Raw genomic sequence first — 19,932 nt, 5'->3', positions numbered from 1 at the left:
GTACGTGTGGAATTGGTTTTAAATACTATTTTATAAATCACTTAAAGTTCTCTATGGTTCTGAATGTGAGATTGATTCGTGGCTTTGTCACAACTTTTGTTGGCGGTAGTCTATGTAACCAGTGTGTTTGGGTAACATCTTTCATGACCAGTAAGCTGCCGTGTTGTAATATGAGCTGTACTTTTTCTCCACTTTTTTTATGCTTAAAAGCAAATTTGCGTTCTGCTCCGAAAGTAAGAGAACCAATAGCACCGTCTTTTTTGAGATCTTTTTCTCCATCACTATGCCAAGCCATACCTTCATTTCCGTTATGATAAAGATTCAGCAGACAGGAATTAAAGGTTTCGCCGGTTTTCGTTTCAATAATATGTTTTAAATCTATTAATTCTTTAGTCCATGGCAATGCTTTTTTAGTAGTATTAGAATACGTATATTCAAAAGGATGTTCCCCATACCAGGCAACTTTTCGTTTAGTGATTATTTTTTTTCCAAAAATAACAGCTTCGTCATTTCTCCACTCTATGGTATGCAGCAGGATTTCAAAATAACGGTCTGCTTCTTCTTTAGAAAATAATGGTCCGTAATAATTAACTGTTCCGTCTTTAGGGAGCCAATTGAAATTTTCTTCTGGTGAATTGTTAAATAAATCCATTCGGAGTGGTTTTAGAGTTTCAAATTATTTTTTACAGCTTCGCATCCAATGATAGCTGTTTTTCTTGTTGTTCCCCACATATAACCACCAAATTTACCGCTCGACTGTATGACGCGGTGGCATGGAATCAGATAAGCCACAGGATTTTTTCCAATAGCAGTGCCAACAGCTCTTGAAGCTTTTGAATGTCCAATTTTTTCTGCTAACACTCCGTATGTTGAGAGGTTTCCTTCAGGAATTTTTAATAAACTTTCCCAAACTTTTAATTGAAAATCAGTTCCTTTGAGATGCAGTTTTATTTCAGAAAATCCATTTATATCTTTTTGAAAGAAAGCCAATGCATTTTGTTGAAGAGAATCTGTTCGTAAACGAAATGTTGCATTCGGGAAATTTTTTTGCAATGTGGTAAATGCTTCTTTTGTCTTATCTTCAAAAGCCATATAGCAAATACCTTTGGTAGTCGAAGCTATCAGGAGTTTTCCAAACTGTGTTTCTGAATAACTGTAATTAATGATCAGATTCTTTCCACCGTTTTTATACTCAGCAGGGGTCATTCCTTCAATATTTATGAATAGATCATGTAAACGACTTGTACCGGATAATCCCGTTTGATAAGCTGCATCTGACAAGGACGTTTTTTCGGATTGTTTTAAAATTTCTTTTGCATACTGAACACTGATGTATTGCAGAAATTTTTTAGGACTTGTACCAGCCCATTTGGTAAATAAGCGCTGAAAATGTGCCGGACTCAAATGTACTTCTGTTGCTATTTCATTTAAATCAGGTTGCTTTCGGAAGTTTTTGACAATATAATCAATTGCCGAAGCAATTCTGTTATAATCTATATTTTCTTGTGTATGCATTTCTTTATGATTTAACAGGTCAAAAATCGTTTGTTATTTTATTTTATAAAATCCGAAACATGCTCAATTTTATTTGTTGAGTTTTCAAAAAGGCTATTATTTTTAAGATACTCTAATAAAAAACTACATTTTGATGTTGTGATGAATAGACAGCATAATTTGCTGGTTCGAAATATCTTCTGTCATCTGATTCATCCATCCAAGCTGGATGTTAAGGTTGTTTTTTATTTTATAACCTGCTCCAAAATATAACCGGTTTCTGTCAAACAGATTATCAGATGGTTCTAATTTTTCACCATTGATGAATACTTCATTGTAAAAGGAGGCATAAAAATCGCGTTGATTTTCTCTGTTGGTAAGCGGAATATCAATTCCCAGCTGATAGCGGAAACGTGTTTTGAATTCGGTATCTTCTATGAAACGCTGTTCATATCTGAAGCGGTGTTTAAGTACTGAAAAACCGAAATTCTGTTGTGTGAATGCTTCCTGATAAATTCTATTTTCCTTAAATGAAACCGGATTTTCTCCTGCCGTTTCTGTATAGACAAATCCGTACCCGGTACTCAGTAAGATCTGGTCATGAATTTTGTATTGTAAAGAGGTTCTTAAGAGCAGTTGATTCAGATCAGAAATCAACTCCCGGTTACGGTGCTGTACCTCATAGTGAATTTTAAAATTAGAATTTTTGATTTCGGCATTTCCAAAATACATATACCAGCCGCCAAGCGGGTTATTAGCAACTGAAAAAAAGCTCGTAAGAAGCAAAAACGTAAGGGTAAAAGCGTGTTTCATGATATATCGTGTTTTATAAACTACGATATTATCAAAGTTTATGCCTTATTTTCTTTTTTTGCTTCTAAAATCATATAGAACTGTAAACCAAACATAAGAGCTGCAAGTACCAAATGAGCTGCTTGTGTGCCAAACGGGAAATGAGCATAGTACATAAGAATACCGGTAGCCAGCTCTAATAGTAAGAGACCGAAAACCCAATTCATTTTACGGAATCCGAGTCCAAGTCTTTTGTTTCGTAATACGAGATACAGATTAGTAAAAAAGATAACAAATGAGAAGGTTCTGTGTATGTAAAATGTAATATCCGGATGCTGCAGCCACAGGTATTCATTACCAATACCGGATTTAACCTGATGGTCAATAAATTCGCGCACCTGAGTACCCAGACCTACCTGAATAAGTGTAAAAAGCATGGATATCCATAAAAAGGTTTTAAAGACAGCATCGTATTTCTTATAGTGGTGCTGGTCTTTTGCCAGATGAATAACATATAATAAAGCTGCTACATTCAGCAGAGCAGCAATCATGTGAGTGGTAATTTTTATAGGATTCAGCACAGAGAATACAACTGTAGCTCCAAGCCAGGCATTAAAGCCTAAAAGGAATACGACAATCCATGACCACAGAACAACAGCTTTTTTTGTTTTCCAGAATCGGAAAGAAGCAATTGCCATCACAAAACAGGCAATCCCTGCCAACGCCCCGCAAAGACGGTTTATATATTCTGTCCAGGTATGATACACATTGAATACCGCATAGTCATGTTTGGTATACGCATTCCAGTTAGCATCGTTATAGGTTTCTGAAGAAGTAAAGGTGGTTTTGGCAACCCAAAGTTTTTCGTCTTTGATGATGACCTGTCCCTTTTCATATTCATGATGAGGTTCCCATAATAATTCCTGTTCATCAGTAGGTGGTATGTAATAACCGAAACATTTTGGCCAATCCGGGCAGCCCATTCCAGAGCCTGTCATACGAACAGTAGCTCCTGCAATGATTACTAAGTACACTAACACCAAAGCCACTTTGGCTATTCTGATAAACGATTGGTTCATTTTTATGCTGTTTTATTCATTTTTTGTTTGGTATACGTAAAAAGAGAAAATCATCCTTTTTTTAACCCCATTTTTTGTGCCTTGTTGAGTACAAATTCATAAGCTGCTTCGTATTCGTTTGGAATTTCACCTTCCAGTATGGCTTCTTTTACGGCTTCTTTCAATTGTCCTATTTCTCGGGAAGGAGGAAGGTTGAAAAGGGTCATAATCTCTTCACCCGTAATAGGAGGCTGAAAATTACGGACCTGATCCCGTTCTTCAACTTCAACGATTTTTTGACGTACCTGTTGAAAGTTTTGATGGTATTTTTTAAATTTTTTAGGATTTTTGGTGGTAATATCTGCTTCACACAGTGTCATAAGGCTTTCTAAATCTTCTCCGGCATCAAAAACCAAACGACGTACAGCAGAATCAGTTACAATATCTTCTGATAAAATAATGGGTCTTGAACTCATCATGACCATTTTTTGAACAAATTTCATTTTTTGATTCAAAGGCATGTGCAATCTGTGAAAAATGGTTTTTACCATCTTACTTCCCAAAAATTCATGACCATGAAAGGTCCAGCCTATCTTTTTATGATATTTTTTTGTAGGAGCTTTTCCAATATCATGTAACAGTGCTGCCCAGCGAAGCCATAGATCATCTGTATTTCTACTGATATTGTCTACAACTTCCAAAGTGTGATAAAAGTTATTTTTATGGGTTTGCCCTTCTATTTCTTCCACCTGATTCAGAACCGTCAGTTCCGGTAAAATCATGGGGAGTAAGCCTGTTTTATTTAATAGTAAAAATCCTTTGGATGGTTTTTCAGAAAGTAATATTTTATGGAGTTCTTCTACAATACGCTCTCCCGAAATAATCTTAATGCGTTCTGCATTTTTTGTAATAGAACTTAAGGAATTTTCTTCAATGAGAAAATCAAGTTGTGTCGCAAACCGTATGGCACGCATCATGCGTAGCGGGTCATCGGAATAAGTTATATCCGGATCTAACGGGGTTCTGATGATTTTGTGAGACAAATCTTCTATGCCGTTAAAAGGATCTATAAGTGCTCCGAAATTATCTTCATTTAAAGAAATTGCCAGTGCATTGATGGTGAAATCACGACGGTTCTGATCGTCTTCAAGACTTCCGTTTTCAACTACCGGGTTTCTGCTTTCAAAATGATAGGATTCTTTTCGCGCTCCGACAAATTCAATATCCATATCTTCAAAACGGAGCATGGCTGTACCGTAATTTTTAAAAACCTGAACTTTTGGACGGTGCGGAATCAATTCGGAAACTTTTAAGGCCAACTCAATACCGCTGCCAACAGCAACAATGTCAATGTCTTTTTTGCTATCGCGTTCCAGAATATAATCTCTGACAAAACCACCGATAACATAGCAGGAAATGTTAAGTTCTTTTGCTGCTGTTTTAATAATGTTGAATATAGGATGATGCAGCGCATCTTTATAATTTTCGGATACTATCATTTCTGTTATTCTATGAGAACTATTTTCTGATTATAGTTACTTTACTGTCTGACGTTAGCTTAATAATAGTGGAAGATTTTTCAGATTTTCTTTCCTGATCCAGTCCAACAATATAATCTACTCCGTTTTTTATTTCATCACTGATGTCTTTGAACTGAACAGGTGTGGGCATTCCGCTTATATTTGCTGATGTAGATACCAGAGGCCTTTTCATTCGCTCAATAAGATTGTAGCAAAAAGGAGTGTTTACGATTCTTATGCCTAACGAATCATCTGATGCTATGAGGTTTTTAGCCACTTTGGCCGGATGATCTAATATCAGAGTAGTCGGTTTGTCTGAGCAATCCAGAATGTCAAACGCTACCTGAGGTATATTTTTGAAAACCTGATACAGTAAACGATCATTATTAACCAGAATAATCATACTTTTTGATTCAGCCCGTTTTTTTAATTCAAAAATGCGTTTTACTGCTTCTTCATTTGTAGCATCACATCCGATTCCCCATACCGTATCTGTAGGATACAGGATAATTCCTCCATTTTTAATAACTTCATAAGCATTAAAAACTTCTTTATTTACATCACTCATACTTGTCATAAAACTTCGTGGCAAAAATACGAATTAATGCGGTATATACCGATTAAATCTAAAAAGCTTTTGAGGTGCAATTAGAATTTATTTGGAAATAAAACCGTAATTTTATCTTTTTAAAAAAAGAGTTCTTTTATGAAAAATTATACAAAAGAAGAAGTTTTGGAGATGTGTAAAAACTTTAGTAAAAATACATTGATGCAAACTTTAGAAATTGAATATATAGATGCAGGACCTAATTTTTTGAAGGCAAAAATGCCCGTTAATGAAAGAGTACATCAACCTATGGGGTTATTACATGGCGGAGCATCTGTAGCTTTAGCAGAAAGTGTAGGAAGTGCAGCTTCCATTTTTTTTATTGATCCGGAAAAATTTGAAGTAAGGGGAATTGAAATATCAGCGAACCATCTCAAAAGCAAAAGAGCAGGAACTGTATATGCAACAGCTACCCTAATCCATAAAGGTAGAACGATTCATTTATGGGAAATCAGAATTACAGACGAAAATGAAGAATTGGTTTCGCTGTGTAAGTTGACTAATATGGTAATTCCACGACGATAGATATGCGATCTGTTTTTGATAGAGCTGCAGCAGCTTTAGATACAAAAAAGCCTTTTGTTTTATATGCAAAACCTGAATCGGATATTTTAACAGCTTTTTTTCAGCAAACTACTGAAGTTTATTATACCAATGATCTAACGGAAAAAGGATTTGTTTTTTCTTCTTTTCTGGATGATCGCGGTATATTGTTTCCTGAAAATAGATGTGATATATTTACAGAGAATGTACCTAATGAATTCGTAGACTTGCCTTATTTCTCTGATAATGAACCCGATGTTGATGTGGCAGATTTTCATAAAAGGTTAGTTCAAAACGGGGTTAATGCTATTTTATACGGTAAGATGGATAAAGTGGTTTTGTCCCGAAGAGAGCAAGTGAAAATTGATGAAGACAAAATACTTGTTTATTACAAACGTATTTTACAAAATTATCCCACAGCATTTCGTTATTTGTTTTATCATCCTGAAGTAGGGTTGTGGATGGGCGCTACTCCTGAGCAGTTATTGAAAAAAACAAAAGATATAATTGAAACCGTTGCTTTAGCCGGTACTCAAGTCTATGATAAGAATAAGGAAGCCCACTGGCAGCCAAAAGAACAATTGGAGCAGCAGATTGTGACGGATTTTATTGAAGAGAGTATACTGCCTTATGTGTCTGATGTATCTAAATCTTTGCCTTACACATATAGGGCCGGTTCACTGGTACATATAAAAACAGATATTAAAGGCCGACTTCTTTCGGATAGCAACTTTGTCAAGGTTGTAAAAGCACTACATCCGACTCCTGCTTTATGTGGTTTTCCAAAGGCTGAAGCCCGTAATTTTATCGTGCAAAATGAAGGATATCCACGGGAATTTTATTCAGGTTTTTTGGGAGAGATCAATTATGACTATGCAAAAAAGACTTCAGGAAATTCTAATTTGTTTGTAAATTTACGTTGCATGCAATTTAAGAAGAATAGTGCCTATTTGTATATAGGTGGCGGTATTACAAAGGACAGCGATCCTGAAAAAGAATTTATAGAAACCATTAATAAATCTAAAATCATGAAAAGGGTTTTAGGCTGATAGCAATATGAAATTAGATATTTTAGCTTTTGGAGCACATCCTGACGATGTAGAATTGGGTTGTGGCGCAACGATAGCAAAAGAGGTAAGTTTAGGAAAAAAGGTAGGGGTGGTCGATCTGACACGTGGTGAATTGGGTACCCGTGGTTCTGCTGAAATCAGAGATGCAGAAGCTAAGGCGGCTGCATCAATTTTAGGACTTACAGTTCGTGAAAATCTGGAGTTCAGAGATGGTTTTTTTATAAATGATGAAAAACATCAGATAGAGATTATTAAAATGATTCGTAAATACAGACCTAAAATTGTTTTGTGCAATGCAATTGATGATCGGCATATCGATCACGGAAAAGGTAGTAAGCTTGTGTCTGATGCCTGTTTTTTATCCGGTTTGCGAAAGATAGAAACGGATCTCGATGGTCAAACTCAGGATGCCTACCGCCCTGAGGTGGTGTATCATTATATTCAATGGAAAAATATAGAGCCTGATTTCGTAGTAGATGTCAGTGATTTTATACATATTAAAAAGCAAGCAGTATTGGCATATTCTTCACAGTTTTATGATCCAAATTCTACTGAGCCTGTTTCGCCAATCGCTACAAAAACCTTTTTGGAAAGCATCGATTACAGGGCAAGAGATTTAGGAAGGTTAATTTTTAAAGATTTTGCGGAAGGCTTTACTGTTGAAAGGACTTTAGCAATCAATAGTTTAGATGATATCATCTGATTTTTGTGAAAAAAAATAAAATGAAATAGTATGAAAAGTTTGCAAATATTGTCTGATGTTGTATATTTGCACTCACAAAATTAAACGGTGATTGTAGCTCAGTTGGTTAGAGCGTCGGATTGTGGTTCCGAAGGTCGGGGGTTCGAGACCCCTCATTCACCCTAAGCTCAGAGTTGGCTTTTAAAACAAAACTCCTAAACGGTGATTGTAGCTCAGTTGGTTAGAGCGTCGGATTGTGGTTCCGAAGGTCGGGGGTTCGAGACCCCTCATTCACCCAAAAAGCGATTCAAATTTGAATCGCTTTTTTTATTCTATTTAATGATTATGATAATTTAAAAATTATACACAATTCAGCTTTATAAATTGGCAGATAGCCCGTCCGATATTGATTTTTGAAAAACATGGTAAGACTGTTATTTCCAAATAACATCACCGCTACCGATAACAATTCTATCCTGACCCTTCCAAATGACCGGTAGAACACCCGGAGAATTAGCTTCTACAGGATCAACATTATAGGTGTTTCCATCATTAGGTATAATTTTCATATCCCACGAATAGCCCATAACTGAGCTTTGCCGATAATTACTTCCGATCATCAGATATTTACTGTCAGGTGAATAAACAGGTTTACTTTCTTTAAAGTTGCTTGTGGTTACCTGCCTCATATTGTTGCTGTCAATACCCATTGTGTAAACGTGATTGTCGATGCGTACAGCCAATTGTGTGCCCTGATGGTTGACGGTGAGGTCTCCCCAGTCAGCATAGTTCATTTCCTTTACAAGACTGCCTGAATTGTATGGAGGAGGTACACGGATGATGCTATTGCCATGTGTAAGCAATAGTTCATTACCGGGTAGCCACATAGCCAGATCGTGCATACTGAATGGTATATTGTTTAATCCTTCAAGGCGAATCACAAATTCACCGTCCGTTTTAAGAATGGTAATACCGTCTTCTTCATCGTTGGATGTTACAAGTATGAGACTATTGTCAGGAGATAGTTGTCCTTTGCAGTAGCTGTTTCCCGCCGGACTGGTATAGTTGAACTCTTTGACGATCGATCCGTTATTCATATTGCTCAGGGTGAATTTTACAACGTAGTTTCCCAGAGTACTCGCATTCGTGGCTGTAAGTCGGTATTTACCGTCTCTTGACACATCAAAACTGTTGAGTTTGGTATCGTCCTGAATAAACGATCCACCGGTAGCCGATGGTAAAGAAACCTTCAGTATGCCATCTGTAGCCCATTTGTAATAAATAGTACCTTCCAGATCAGCCGGATAGCCGCTGGGAGCAGTATCTATGTCCGAACCATTGTCGCTGGAACATGAAACAAGCAGCACGATGCATAAAATAGTAAATAGATTTTTCATAAATATAATTTTATACTGTTATAAAAAACTGTTTTACTGTATGATAGGCAATTTATGTGCCATGCAAAGCAAAGATGGATAAAGGTATAGAACACTGATGACAAATGAATGAACAAGCATTATATTGATCATTAAAGAAAAAACAGGTTCAGGTAATAGGGTATATTTTGAGTGTAGAGCAGGTAAAATCCTGATTTTTTGTTCCTTTTCTCTATTGTACTTCTGATCCTTTTAATTTTTACTTTATTCTATTTTTATGCTTCATAACAGTTTTGGTAATTGTGGGAAATATAGGGTATAAATTGATTTTTTTGGTTGGTTTTAGATTTTTGATTTGTAAGGGCAATATTTATTTTTCCATTCATTAAAATAGTATAAATTTACAATAGATATTTCTAATTTTTGGAATACATTAATATTAAGTATATGTCCATATATCCTGTGCCATCTGATGAAAAAGAAAGACTTGAAAGTTTAAGGCTTCATGAACTCCTTAACCTGCAAAAAGACCCTGAATTGGACATTTTTGCCGAAGCAGCATGTTTAATTACAGATTGTCCGGTAGCAATAATTGGGGTAATGGAGGCAGAGCATCAGCGCATTCAAAGCTGTGTTGGTATGTCTGTTGACTTGGTTCCACGCCAAGAAACAGTTTGCCAGTATACTATTATGAGCCAAGATCTGCTGATTATTGAAGATACCCTCAATGATGAACGTACATCATCCAAAAGCATGATAATAGACGGGAACATCAGGTTTTATGCCGGAGTTCCTCTGGCTGACGAAAACGGACGTGTTCTGGCAACGATTTGTGTTGTAGATTTCGTTCCTAAATCACTGTCGGACAAGCAGATTCAATCTTTAAAAAATCTTGGTAAGGCTGTAACTAAAACACTACTTCGTAGAAGACATAATATTCAGGCAGAATATTTTTCTGAAATTTTTAATGTTACCAATAATCTTATTTGTGTTTTAACGAATGATCAGCTGTTTAAAGACGTAAATTCTGCATTTGAAGTTTTGTTTCATAAAGACAAAGTTGATCTTCTTTATCTTAAGTTGACAGATGTCGTGGATAATAATACTGAGTTACAACAAAAATTAGAAGATCTTTCCTTCGATTCAGAAGGCTTTACTTATACTACAGTAACGAGAATAGATAATGAGCAAGAGGTTGTTGTAGAATGGTTTTTTAAGAGAAACAGCGAAAAGACAGAAATAATATGTTTCGGTCGTAATATAACGCATGATATCGAAGAGCGCAGAAAATTGGAAAGTTCAGAACGCCGTTTTAGAAATTTTTTTGAAAATGCGATCGGACTTATGAGTATGCACGATTTAAAAGGAAATATTCTTGCCGTAAATGAAAAAGGACGTGAAGTACTTAATTTCTCAAAAGATGAAGTCCGCAATTTAACACTGCAGCAATTAGTACCGGTACAGCATCTGCCCAATTTAAACAATTATATGCAACGTATTATCGAAAAGGGTGAAGACAGCGGAACAATGATATTGCGTACAAAAAACGGAAAAGATATTTACTGGATGTACAATAACCTACTGGAAACCGATGAAAACGGAAAACAATATGTAGTAAGTACAGCATTGAACATGACGGAGCGGATTCAACTTGAAAGGGATCTCATTTATACTCAGAAAATATTGGAACAGACGAACACCGTAGCGAGTGTTGGCGGTTGGGAGATGAACCTAAAAACAAATAAAATCTTCTGGTCTGAATCAACAAAAAAGATTCACAGGGTTCCCCAAAATTATGTACCTGATTTTGATAGTGCCATAAACTTCTATGAAGAAAAAAGTAAACCAAAAATACAGCAACTGTTCACGCAGGCAGTACAAAAAGGAGTACCTTATGATGATGAGTTGAGGTTGAAAAGGTATGATGGAACATTGATATGGGTTCGTGTAAAAGGAGTTCCTGAATTTGAAGATGGCGTATGTGTGCGAGTGTTTGGTATCATTCAGGATATAGATCATACAAAGAAAACATATCTTGAGCTGGAAAAGAAACAGGCAATGCTGCGATCTTTTGTAAATTATGTACCGGCTGCCGTAGCCATGCTCGACAATGATTTAAATTACATATCAGTAAGTAAAAGATGGTTACAGGAATTTCATTTCAATCGTTCCGATATTATCGGACAGAATCTGTATGAAGTAAATCAGAATATTCCGGAGGAAAGAAAATCCATTTATGCTAAGGCACTTCAGGGAGAAGCTTATAAAAATGAAAATCAGATATTTGAAATCCCAGGTATACAAACTCCACAACACTTTAACTGGGAAGTGATTCCGTGGCATTTATCAGACGGTAAGGTTGGAGGATTAGTGATATCTGCTCAGAATATAACCAATTCTGTAAAAACAAATCAGGAATTAAAGGACGCAAAAAGGTTGGCAGATCTTGCAAGCACGGCAAAATCTGAATTTCTCGCCAATATGAGCCATGAAATACGTACACCTCTGAATGGTGTTATCGGTTTTTCGGATTTGTTACTTAAAACCCCTTTAACAGAGATGCAGATGCAGTATCTTAATTATATCAGTGATTCCGGAAACAGCTTGTTAAGTATCATAAATGATATTTTGGATTTTTCTAAAATTGAATCAGGGAAACTCGAATTGTTTATTGACCGTTACAATATCTACGATCTGGCGAGCCATGTAGTTAATATCATCCTGTATCAGGCACAGAGTAAAGATTTGGAATTACTGCTCAATATTGAACAAGGCCTTCCCACTACAGTTTGGATTGATGAAGCCCGTGTAAAGCAGGTACTGATAAATCTATTAGGAAATGCAGTGAAGTTTACAGAGGTAGGGGAAATTGAATTTGCTGTTCGCAGGTTAAAACAAGACGAAGAAAAAATAACCTTGCGTTTTTCTGTAAGGGATACCGGTATCGGAATACCTAAGGAAAAGCAAAAACGTATTTTCGATGCCTTTACACAGGAAGACAGTTCGGTAAGCAAAAAATATGGAGGTACCGGACTTGGATTGACCATTTCAAATAACCTGCTCAAATATATGGGTACAAATCTTATGCTGGAAAGTGAAATGGAAAAAGGATCGGTATTTTATTTTGATATTGAAGTTCCGTATGATAAGGATGCTCAACTTGACAATGAGGACGATATGTCAGAAATAGGAAGGGTGTTGGTTGTTGACGATAATCAGAACAACAGAACCATTTTACAGCACATGCTGGCCTATAAGAATATCACATCAGAAGTAGCTGCAAACGGACTGGAAGCGATTCAGCTTTTAATGAATGGTGAACGGTTTGATATGATTTTGATGGATTACCATATGCCGGTTTTATCGGGACTGGAGACAATTGAAAAAATAAAAGAATTGTTTAAAATTCAGGACGAAATGATTCCGCTCATCGTACTGCATACTTCGTCTGAAGAAAATGAATTTATATCGGCGTTCAGAAAAGACAAAAAATCATACTGCCTGTTAAAGCCTATCAAAGCTGATGAGCTATACAGAACACTGAAATATGCGGTAAAAGATTCGAAACAAAATGCCGCTAAAAAGAATAGAGAAATTACTGCGGATGAAGTGAATCTTGAACAGCCTCTATATGTCCTTTTAGCAGATGATAATCCCGTAAACAGGACACTTAATAACAAAATGATGCAGCTTATTGCACCAAATGCCGTTCTGGTAGAAGTTAGTGATGGAAAACAGGCATTGTTGAAATGCAGGGAAACCGTTTTTGATTTGATTTTGATGGACGTACAGATGCCGGTGATGGATGGGATAGAAGCTACAAAATCGATCCGTACACTTCCTGATTATAAGGATGTGCCTGTTATAGGAATCAGCGCGGGTAATTCAGTAGGTGAAAAGGAAAGATGCTTGTCTGCAGGTATGTCTGATTTTCTCCCAAAACCCATAAGACAAGCTGACTTGTTAGCTGTAATTAAAAAGAATATTTTTGCAGGTAATAGCACAGCTTGGGATTTGAACGAAGATATAGCTGATTATCTCGATAAAAAAATGATTGAAGAGCAGATTGGTGATGATGAAGATTTTAAGGAGTTCTTTATAAATTTAGTCATTCAGGAGCTGACCAATACCAAAGAAGAACTACAAAAAATCATTTCTGATTACGAAACGAATGCTGCTAAAGGTTTTCTTCATAAGCTTAAGGGCACTTCAGGCACTTCAGGGTTGGTAAAGTTAACCGATAGAGCTGCTTTCTGGGAACAGGAAATAGAATCGAATCCTGATTTGTTCAGGATGGAGCAAGAAATAACAAACGAAATTAATAAGGGAATAGAAATTTTCCGGCAAATTATAAAAAAATAAAGACATGTTGATTTTAATAGCTGAAGACGACGAACTGATATTAAAAACTGTAGAGCATAAGCTTAAAAAAGAAGGATACGAAGTTTTAATTGCGCGCAACGGTAAAGAAGCGATTGATTTGATTGAAGTAACCGATATTGATTTGGTAATATCAGACATTATGATGCCTTTTGCTTCAGGTACTGAAATATTATCTGCCATCAGGTCTTTTGGCAAAAATATTCCGGTTATAATGCTTTCGGGTCTTGGTCAGGAAGAAGTAGTTTTAGATGCTTTTAATCTTGGAGCAGCAGATTTTATGGTGAAGCCTTTTAGTCCAACCGAACTGATACTGCGTATTAAGCGTTTAACCGCACAAAAGTAAACTATGGGAACATTTCATTTGAATGTTGTGATTCATGACCTGTTACTGATTTTCTTATCAGTGCTTATCATGATCCTGCTGATGACCGGGGCGGTCCTATTTTATGGTTTTTATCAGTACAGGGCACTGAAAAATAAAAGGGAATGGGAATCTCTGATTGATTCAAGGGTTAGTGATGCTATAGTATTTTCTGAAGAAGTACCGGAAAGTGAATTCTTTCACACTCACTCTCAGGAAGGCTCTTTCAGAAATTTGCTGTTGGAAAGACTGGTTTCATCTAAGAAAAAATTCTCTGGAATGGCTCAGGAAGAAATTCAAAGACTCTTTATTAATTATGGTTTGTATAAAGAGGCTGTTCAGAATTTAAATAGTACTAAACCTTATGTAATTGCAGGTGGTATACAAGAGGTAACGGCAATGAAAATGACAGACAGTCTGGATAAAATACAAAAATACCTTCAGCATCCGGCTTCCCAAGTGTATAATGAGGCTCAATATGCCATGGTTGTATTTAAAGGCTTTACCGGTTTGGATTTTTTGGATACGCTAGATACGCCACTTTCTGATTGGCAACAATTACGCCTTTTGGGATCACTGCAAAAAGTTCCTGATGATCGTGATGTACCCGTAGAATTATGGCTAAAAAGCAGTAATTTATCTGTTGTAGTGTTTACATTGAAGCTTATTAAAAAATTTCAGTTACTTACCTTCTATGATCAGGTTAAAGATTTGCTGTATCACACATCCGAAAAAGTACGTGTCAATGCAGTACAAACTCTTCAAGTGCTTGAAAATGATCACACAATGGATGATTTTATGGATGCCTATTCTTTACAGCCTGTAAAGGTACAACTTGCGATACTCAGAGCTATGAAACATTCGAATGATAAGCGTTATCATGACTTTTTTAAGTCGCAATTAAACGACCATCCTGTGATTGCTTTAAAGATGGAAGCGGCTCAGGCATTGTTTGCTTTGGGATTTTGTGAAACTTTAAATGAAATAGCTCAAAGTGACACCGTACCGGAACACATACGGGAAATTGTAAAACACGTATTACAGGATAAAATATGATTGACTTTGCACACACTATATATGTAATTGTTATCTGGCTGTTTGTAGTATATTCCGCTGCCGTTTTTCTTGTTTATGTATGGATAGGTATTTATGCGTTTGGAGCCGTAAGGCGCTACAAAAAAGAAAATACATTCACCGATTACGGTATTATAGCATCAAATCCCAATGCACCTACATTCAGCGTTATAGCACCTGCATATAATGAAGGGTTGACTATTGTTGACAATGTTCGTTCGTTGCTTTCCCTTTATTATCACAATCTGGAAATTATTATCGTTAACGACGGAAGTAAAGACGATTCTATTGCTAAGCTTATTGATGCCTATAGTCTGGAACGTGTGTCTTTTTTTGTACAGGGTTCTATTGAAACAAAACCGATAAAAGCCATCTATAAAAGTAAAAATCCCGCTTTTAAAAAATTGTTGGTAGTAGATAAAGAAAACGGTGGAAAGGCAGATGCATTAAATGTGGGTATAAATGTTTCATCAGGTGACTATATAGTCTGTATTGATGTGGACTGTATTTTGGAACAGGATGCCATTCTAAAACTGGCCAAACCTTTCTTGGAACAAACTGAAAAAAAGGTTATTGCTTGTGGCGGAGTAATACGTCTGGCCAATAACTGTAAAGTAGAAAATGGAAAAGTAGTAGGCGTCAACCTTCCTAAATCAAGGTTGGGCAGAGCACAGGCATTGGAATATATAAGAGCGTTTGTACTGGGACGTATGGCATGGTCAAGGGCGTCCGGTCTTATTTTGATATCGGGAGCCTTTGGTGCTTTTGACAGAGAAGTGGTGTTGAAGTGTGGCGGATATGATACCTCTACCGTAGGAGAAGATATGGAGCTGGTAGTACGCATGCGTCGCTTTATGGAAGAAGCAAAGGAAGCCTATGAAGTAGTAAATATTCCGGAGCCTCTTTGCTGGACTGAGGTTCCTGAAAGCAAAGACATACTGTCCAGGCAAAGAAACCGATGGATGCGCGGAACTATGGAAACGCTTTGGAAGCATCGTAAACTGATGTTCAACCCAAAATACGGTAAGTTGGGGATGATAAGTTTGCCGTATTGGTTTCTATTTGAATTTCTTGGTCCTTTGGTAGAATTTTCCGGATATGTTATTTTCCTGATATTTTTATTGTTGGGTATCGTTAACTGGCCTTTCTTTTTCGTTTTGTTTGCCTTAATAATTTCTACCGGTATTTTGTATTCGGTGTATGCCGTTTTGGTTGATTTGGTTGGACGACAGGTGTACACTAAAAGAAAAGATTTTCTTACATTGATTGTAACCGCTGTTGCAGAACCGTTTTATTTTCACCCTCTTACAGTCAGGGCTGCCGTGAGCGGTTTCATAGATTACTTTAAAAAATCTCACAGTTGGGGTGAGATGACCAGACAGGGATTTAGTGAGTCTGCAAAAAAACAGTCTCCAAAAGATAAAGCCGTTCAATTTTTTACTTCAGGTCTGCGAAAATGGGGACTGATTGCAACTACTTTTTCAGTACTATACCTTTTAGGCGTTTTTGTAGAATGGATATGGTATTATAAAAGTTTTAATGATATTGACACAGTTGCTATTTTGCAATATCTTTTTATATCCAATACCATATTCTTATTCAAATTATTATCTGTTTTAGGAGTTTTATATTTAATTCTTCGATTGATAAAGGAAAAAATAGCAAACTTCTTTATTATAGTAGCGTCCACAATCATAATAGTGAGTCAGTATGGCTTGTTTCTCTATTTCGCTGAAACAAAGAATATTCTTGGCGCAGATTTACTCTATTACACCTCTGAAGAGATAACGCAGATCTTAAAATCGAGCGGCATGCTGAATGTAAAGAATGTTGCTTTACTTTTATTATTGGCTGCGGTTACGGCAATTCCATTATTCATAGTAACAAAATCTTCCCTTAAATCAGGGTATCTTGGAGGAGTACTCATTGTTTTCGGTTGTATTTTGATGGTTGTTCCGATTGATAAAATTGAAAATCGTTTCAAAAGTAATGAATTCCAACAGAATGCGGCTAAAAGTAAAGTTTCTTATTTTATAGCATCTAATGCTGAAGATTATATAAGCGGGCATACAGAAATGTTTAAATGGTTTTATCCTACTGCTGAATCCCAGATGGGTAAAGAGAATTTAGATAATCAATATCCATTTTTTAGAGATGAGGATACCCAAGACTTTCTGGGAAGCTATTTTCATACGTCTGAGAAGATACCCAATGTAGTTGTTATTATTGTTGAAGGACTGGGACATGCATACAGCTCTCCAAATGGTTATGTAGGTAATTTCACGCCGTTTATAGATTCTTTGAGCAGTAAAAGTTTGTATTGGGATTTTAATTTAAGTTCTTCAGGACGAACTTTTGCAGCATTGCCAACCCTTACAGGATCACTTCCTTTCGGAAAAAACGGTTTTCTGGAAATTGAAAAGATACCCCAGCATTTTAACCTCTTTAATGTTTTAAAGAAAAATGGTTTTGAAACAGGTTTCTTTTATGGTGGTAATATTTCCTTTGACCGAATGGACAAATTTTTGGAATATAGCAAAGTAGATCATATTATAGATCAGGCTTCTTTTGGAGATAAATATCAGAAACTTCCGCAAAATAATGGAGAAAGCTGGGGTTATGAAGATCAGGCAGTGTTTACAAAGATGCTTGAGGTACAAAAGGAGGCAAACAAACCTTACTTTAACATGATTCTTACCTTGTCAACCCACAATCCGTTTTTAATCAATAATGCGGATTACTATGAGAAAAGATTTGATCAACAGGTACAATCGGATCGTATATCCAACAGTCAAAAAACCTGGGCATTACAATATAAAAAGCAATTGGTTACGGTCATGAATCTGGATGATGCGCTTGAGCAATTTTTTAAGACATATAAAAAGAGGACTGATTTTGTGAATACAATTTTTATAATTACCGGAGATCACAGTATGCCGGAAATTCCTCTTCAGGAGAAAATTGACAGGTATCATGTCCCTTTAATCATTTATTCTCCACTGCTGAAAGAACCCCACCGGTTTGACAATATCGTGAGCCATTTTGATATAGCTCCATCTCTGCTGGCTTATTATCGAAAAAATTATAATTTAAAAACGCCGTCAAAGGTAGCGTGGATCGGTAATGGTCTCAAGGGAACTACAGAAGTCATCAATAAAAGTTTTCCTATGATGCAAAGCAAGGATCTAATTACTGACTTCATATCTGATAGTTATCATTTAAATCAAGACAATTTATATTTACTAAAAAACAAGAATGAAGCGTTGATTGACAATGAAGCTGTGAATAAGAATGTAAAAAGACAGTTCAACTATTTTAAGCAGAAGAACAATACGTTCTATTCATCTCAAAAATTGATTCCGGATTCTTTGGTCATAGATTTTTTAAAGACTGCTGAATAGCATCAAGTTCACAAGATTAGTTTAAAACTCAAAAAATATGGAGCACAAAAATGTGCTCCATATTTTTGTATGTACCTTATCGCTGCTCTTAAAAGTTTCTGGTATATCCTACACTGAAATCGAACTGATTACCGGTTTGGTTGATGCGATATTCTTGATTGGAGTAGAGAAATGAGACGGTAAAAATATTTAGTTTTTGTACCGAGAACGTATATTCACAACCTGCTTTAAAGGTTTTTAGTTTAAAATTTTCATTAGCTAAAAGGTTGTTTGTACTTTGTTCAGGACTTATTCCTGATCCTATCTGTATACCGATATAATCATTGGCACCTTTGGTGTAATAACGTACAGTACCGGTATAGGAATGCGATATATTCTTATGGTTTGGTGTAAGATAGGTTCGCAGGTTGAACCAGTAATTTTTATAATATTTTCCGATTGAGGCAGTATACATCCAGATGTTACTACTGAAATAGAGCTGGCGGTATCCTAATTCGCCCTCAAAACTTTTTGGCAGGTTGGCAAACAACGAAACACCGGTTCTATATTTTGGAAAAATACCAACATCACCAGAATAGCCTGCACCTATATATAGATAAAAAGTTTTCGAAATACGCGGATAAGCTTCCAATTCAATCTGCTTTCCGTCCTCACCAAATTTATTCGCATAATTACCTCTTAAAATTACCGAACCAAAACGGGTTACCCGTTTATAACTTATGCCTACAATATGCCAGTCATCATCAAATTGCTTATCAAAGTGCGTAAGATTGTAAACCACACTTAATGCATTTTTAGCATTAAGTTCTTTAATTCTATTGTACATCGCTCTGGCTTCAGCATTTTTAGGATTGAGTTCCAATACATGCAGGATAGCTTCTTCGGCTTTAGCAGGTTCATTTGTTGAATATATTTTGGCTTTTAGTAATAATAGATCTTCCGATTTTGGATGATACTCAAGTCCCTTGTCAGCGATGCTTAATCCTTTTTCATTATTATTGTTCCAAAACTCTAAATAACCATACGCAAGAAAAAAATCCTCGTCCTCTATTCCTTTTTTTTCTAAGCCTTCAAACACTAACCGTGCAGAATGGATATCGTCACTCCATGTATAAAGCCTTCCCAAAAAAATGGATATTTCGGTATAGTCCGGTGCCTTTTCTAATGCTTCTTTTGCCAATTCTATAGCTTTAGAATAATCTTTCTCTTCAAAAGCAGTATTTCTTGCTTTTACATATAGTTCGTCTGTAGTTAAAGACTCCTGACTGTAAAAAGCCATAGGGATTAAAAATGCGAGAATTAAAGAAAAATATCTCATTTCAGTTTATTTGGGTTAACACTTCTTCACTATACCGAAGGTATAAAAAATTAAAGTGTATAAAAAATATTTATGCAGGGTGAAATTTTCGATTTAAAAGTAAAAGAAAAAATAATTATAAGGATTCATGTACCATCAGATATTAGATTTTATAGTACTATTTATATAAAATTAATAAGATAAAAAATAGTTATGCACAACTTGGTATAGATTATATATTTACTATACATTTGTCGCATATTTAAATTATTAA

15 protein-coding genes and 2 tRNA genes are annotated in these 19,932 nt (G+C 36.0%); 9 read left to right on the top strand and 8 right to left on the bottom strand.

The window, feature by feature from the left end; all coding sequences use genetic code 11:
• Positions 1-37: 37 nt before the first annotated feature.
• The 6 genes from QW060_RS09695 to QW060_RS09670 all read right to left on the bottom strand — a co-directional run bounded on the left by QW060_RS09695 (position 38) and on the right by QW060_RS09670 (position 5,432).
• A complete protein-coding gene (locus QW060_RS09695; RefSeq protein WP_290363375.1) occupies positions 38-652 on the bottom strand; it encodes an alpha-ketoglutarate-dependent dioxygenase AlkB family protein in 615 nt (204 codons plus the stop codon).
• A gap of 11 nt (positions 653-663) precedes the next feature.
• Positions 664-1,515, bottom strand: coding sequence for a bifunctional helix-turn-helix domain-containing protein/methylated-DNA--[protein]-cysteine S-methyltransferase (locus QW060_RS09690; protein ID WP_290363374.1), 852 nt, complete (start codon positions 1,513-1,515; stop codon positions 664-666).
• A 123-nt stretch (positions 1,516-1,638) separates the two neighbouring features.
• Positions 1,639-2,307, bottom strand: a complete 669-nt coding sequence (locus QW060_RS09685) for a DUF2490 domain-containing protein (protein ID WP_290363373.1) — start codon at positions 2,305-2,307, stop codon at positions 1,639-1,641.
• Between the two features lie 38 nt (positions 2,308-2,345).
• Entirely contained in the window at positions 2,346-3,365 is a 1,020-nt protein-coding gene (locus tag QW060_RS09680) for a COX15/CtaA family protein (RefSeq protein ID WP_290363372.1), read from the bottom strand.
• Positions 3,366-3,415: 50 nt separating this feature from the next.
• Positions 3,416-4,843, bottom strand: a complete 1,428-nt coding sequence (locus QW060_RS09675; RefSeq protein ID WP_290363371.1) for a CCA tRNA nucleotidyltransferase — start codon at positions 4,841-4,843, stop codon at positions 3,416-3,418.
• 19 nt (positions 4,844-4,862) lie between these two features.
• Positions 4,863-5,432, bottom strand: coding sequence for an L-threonylcarbamoyladenylate synthase (locus QW060_RS09670; protein ID WP_290364740.1), 570 nt, complete (start codon positions 5,430-5,432; stop codon positions 4,863-4,865).
• A 138-nt stretch (positions 5,433-5,570) separates the two neighbouring features.
• Between QW060_RS09670 and QW060_RS09665 the strand changes: the two genes are divergently transcribed.
• The 5 genes from QW060_RS09665 (at position 5,571) to QW060_RS09645 (ending at position 8,063) form a co-directional block, all read left to right on the top strand.
• Positions 5,571-5,996 carry a PaaI family thioesterase gene (locus tag QW060_RS09665; protein WP_290363370.1) on the top strand — a complete coding sequence of 142 codons (426 nt, stop codon included), beginning with the start codon at positions 5,571-5,573 and terminating at the stop codon, positions 5,994-5,996.
• 2 nt (positions 5,997-5,998) lie between these two features.
• A complete protein-coding gene (locus QW060_RS09660) occupies positions 5,999-7,063 on the top strand; it encodes an isochorismate synthase (RefSeq protein ID WP_290363369.1) in 1,065 nt (354 codons plus the stop codon).
• A 7-nt stretch (positions 7,064-7,070) separates the two neighbouring features.
• Positions 7,071-7,787, top strand: a complete 717-nt coding sequence (bshB1, locus tag QW060_RS09655; protein WP_290363368.1) for a bacillithiol biosynthesis deacetylase BshB1 — start codon at positions 7,071-7,073, stop codon at positions 7,785-7,787.
• A gap of 86 nt (positions 7,788-7,873) precedes the next feature.
• Positions 7,874-7,949, top strand: a tRNA-His gene (locus QW060_RS09650).
• 38 nt (positions 7,950-7,987) lie between these two features.
• Positions 7,988-8,063 (top strand) — tRNA-His (locus QW060_RS09645).
• Between the two features lie 137 nt (positions 8,064-8,200).
• Here the strand turns inward: QW060_RS09645 and QW060_RS09640 are convergent.
• Positions 8,201-9,163 carry a TolB-like translocation protein gene (locus QW060_RS09640; RefSeq protein WP_290363367.1) on the bottom strand — a complete coding sequence of 321 codons (963 nt, stop codon included), beginning with the start codon at positions 9,161-9,163 and terminating at the stop codon, positions 8,201-8,203.
• Between the two features lie 426 nt (positions 9,164-9,589).
• On the opposite strand from QW060_RS09640, the gene QW060_RS09635 reads away from it, so the two are divergent.
• Genes QW060_RS09635 through QW060_RS09620 form a run of 4 tightly spaced genes read left to right on the top strand, consistent with a single transcriptional unit; the run spans position 9,590 to position 18,361 of the window.
• Positions 9,590-13,504, top strand: a complete 3,915-nt coding sequence (locus tag QW060_RS09635) for a response regulator (protein ID WP_290363366.1) — start codon at positions 9,590-9,592, stop codon at positions 13,502-13,504.
• Between the two features lie 4 nt (positions 13,505-13,508).
• Positions 13,509-13,868 (top strand): response regulator transcription factor, encoded by a 360-nt coding sequence (locus tag QW060_RS09630; RefSeq protein ID WP_290363365.1) that lies wholly within the window; start codon positions 13,509-13,511, stop codon positions 13,866-13,868.
• Positions 13,869-13,871: 3 nt separating this feature from the next.
• Positions 13,872-14,942, top strand: a complete 1,071-nt coding sequence (locus QW060_RS09625; RefSeq protein ID WP_290363364.1) for a HEAT repeat domain-containing protein — start codon at positions 13,872-13,874, stop codon at positions 14,940-14,942.
• Complete coding sequence (locus tag QW060_RS09620) at positions 14,939-18,361, top strand: sulfatase-like hydrolase/transferase (RefSeq protein WP_290363363.1); 3,423 nt, start codon at positions 14,939-14,941, stop codon at positions 18,359-18,361. The genes QW060_RS09625 and QW060_RS09620 overlap by 4 nt, the downstream gene beginning before the upstream one ends.
• An 88-nt stretch (positions 18,362-18,449) precedes the next feature.
• On the opposite strand, the gene QW060_RS09615 is transcribed toward QW060_RS09620, so the two are convergent.
• Entirely contained in the window at positions 18,450-19,679 is a 1,230-nt protein-coding gene (locus QW060_RS09615; protein ID WP_290363362.1) for a YaiO family outer membrane beta-barrel protein, read from the bottom strand.
• Positions 19,680-19,932: the final 253 nt, after the last annotated feature.

This window comes from Paenimyroides ceti (assembly GCF_030409925.1).
Note: the sequence above shows the minus strand (reverse complement) of the source record. Positions and strands in the feature narration are given on the sequence as shown.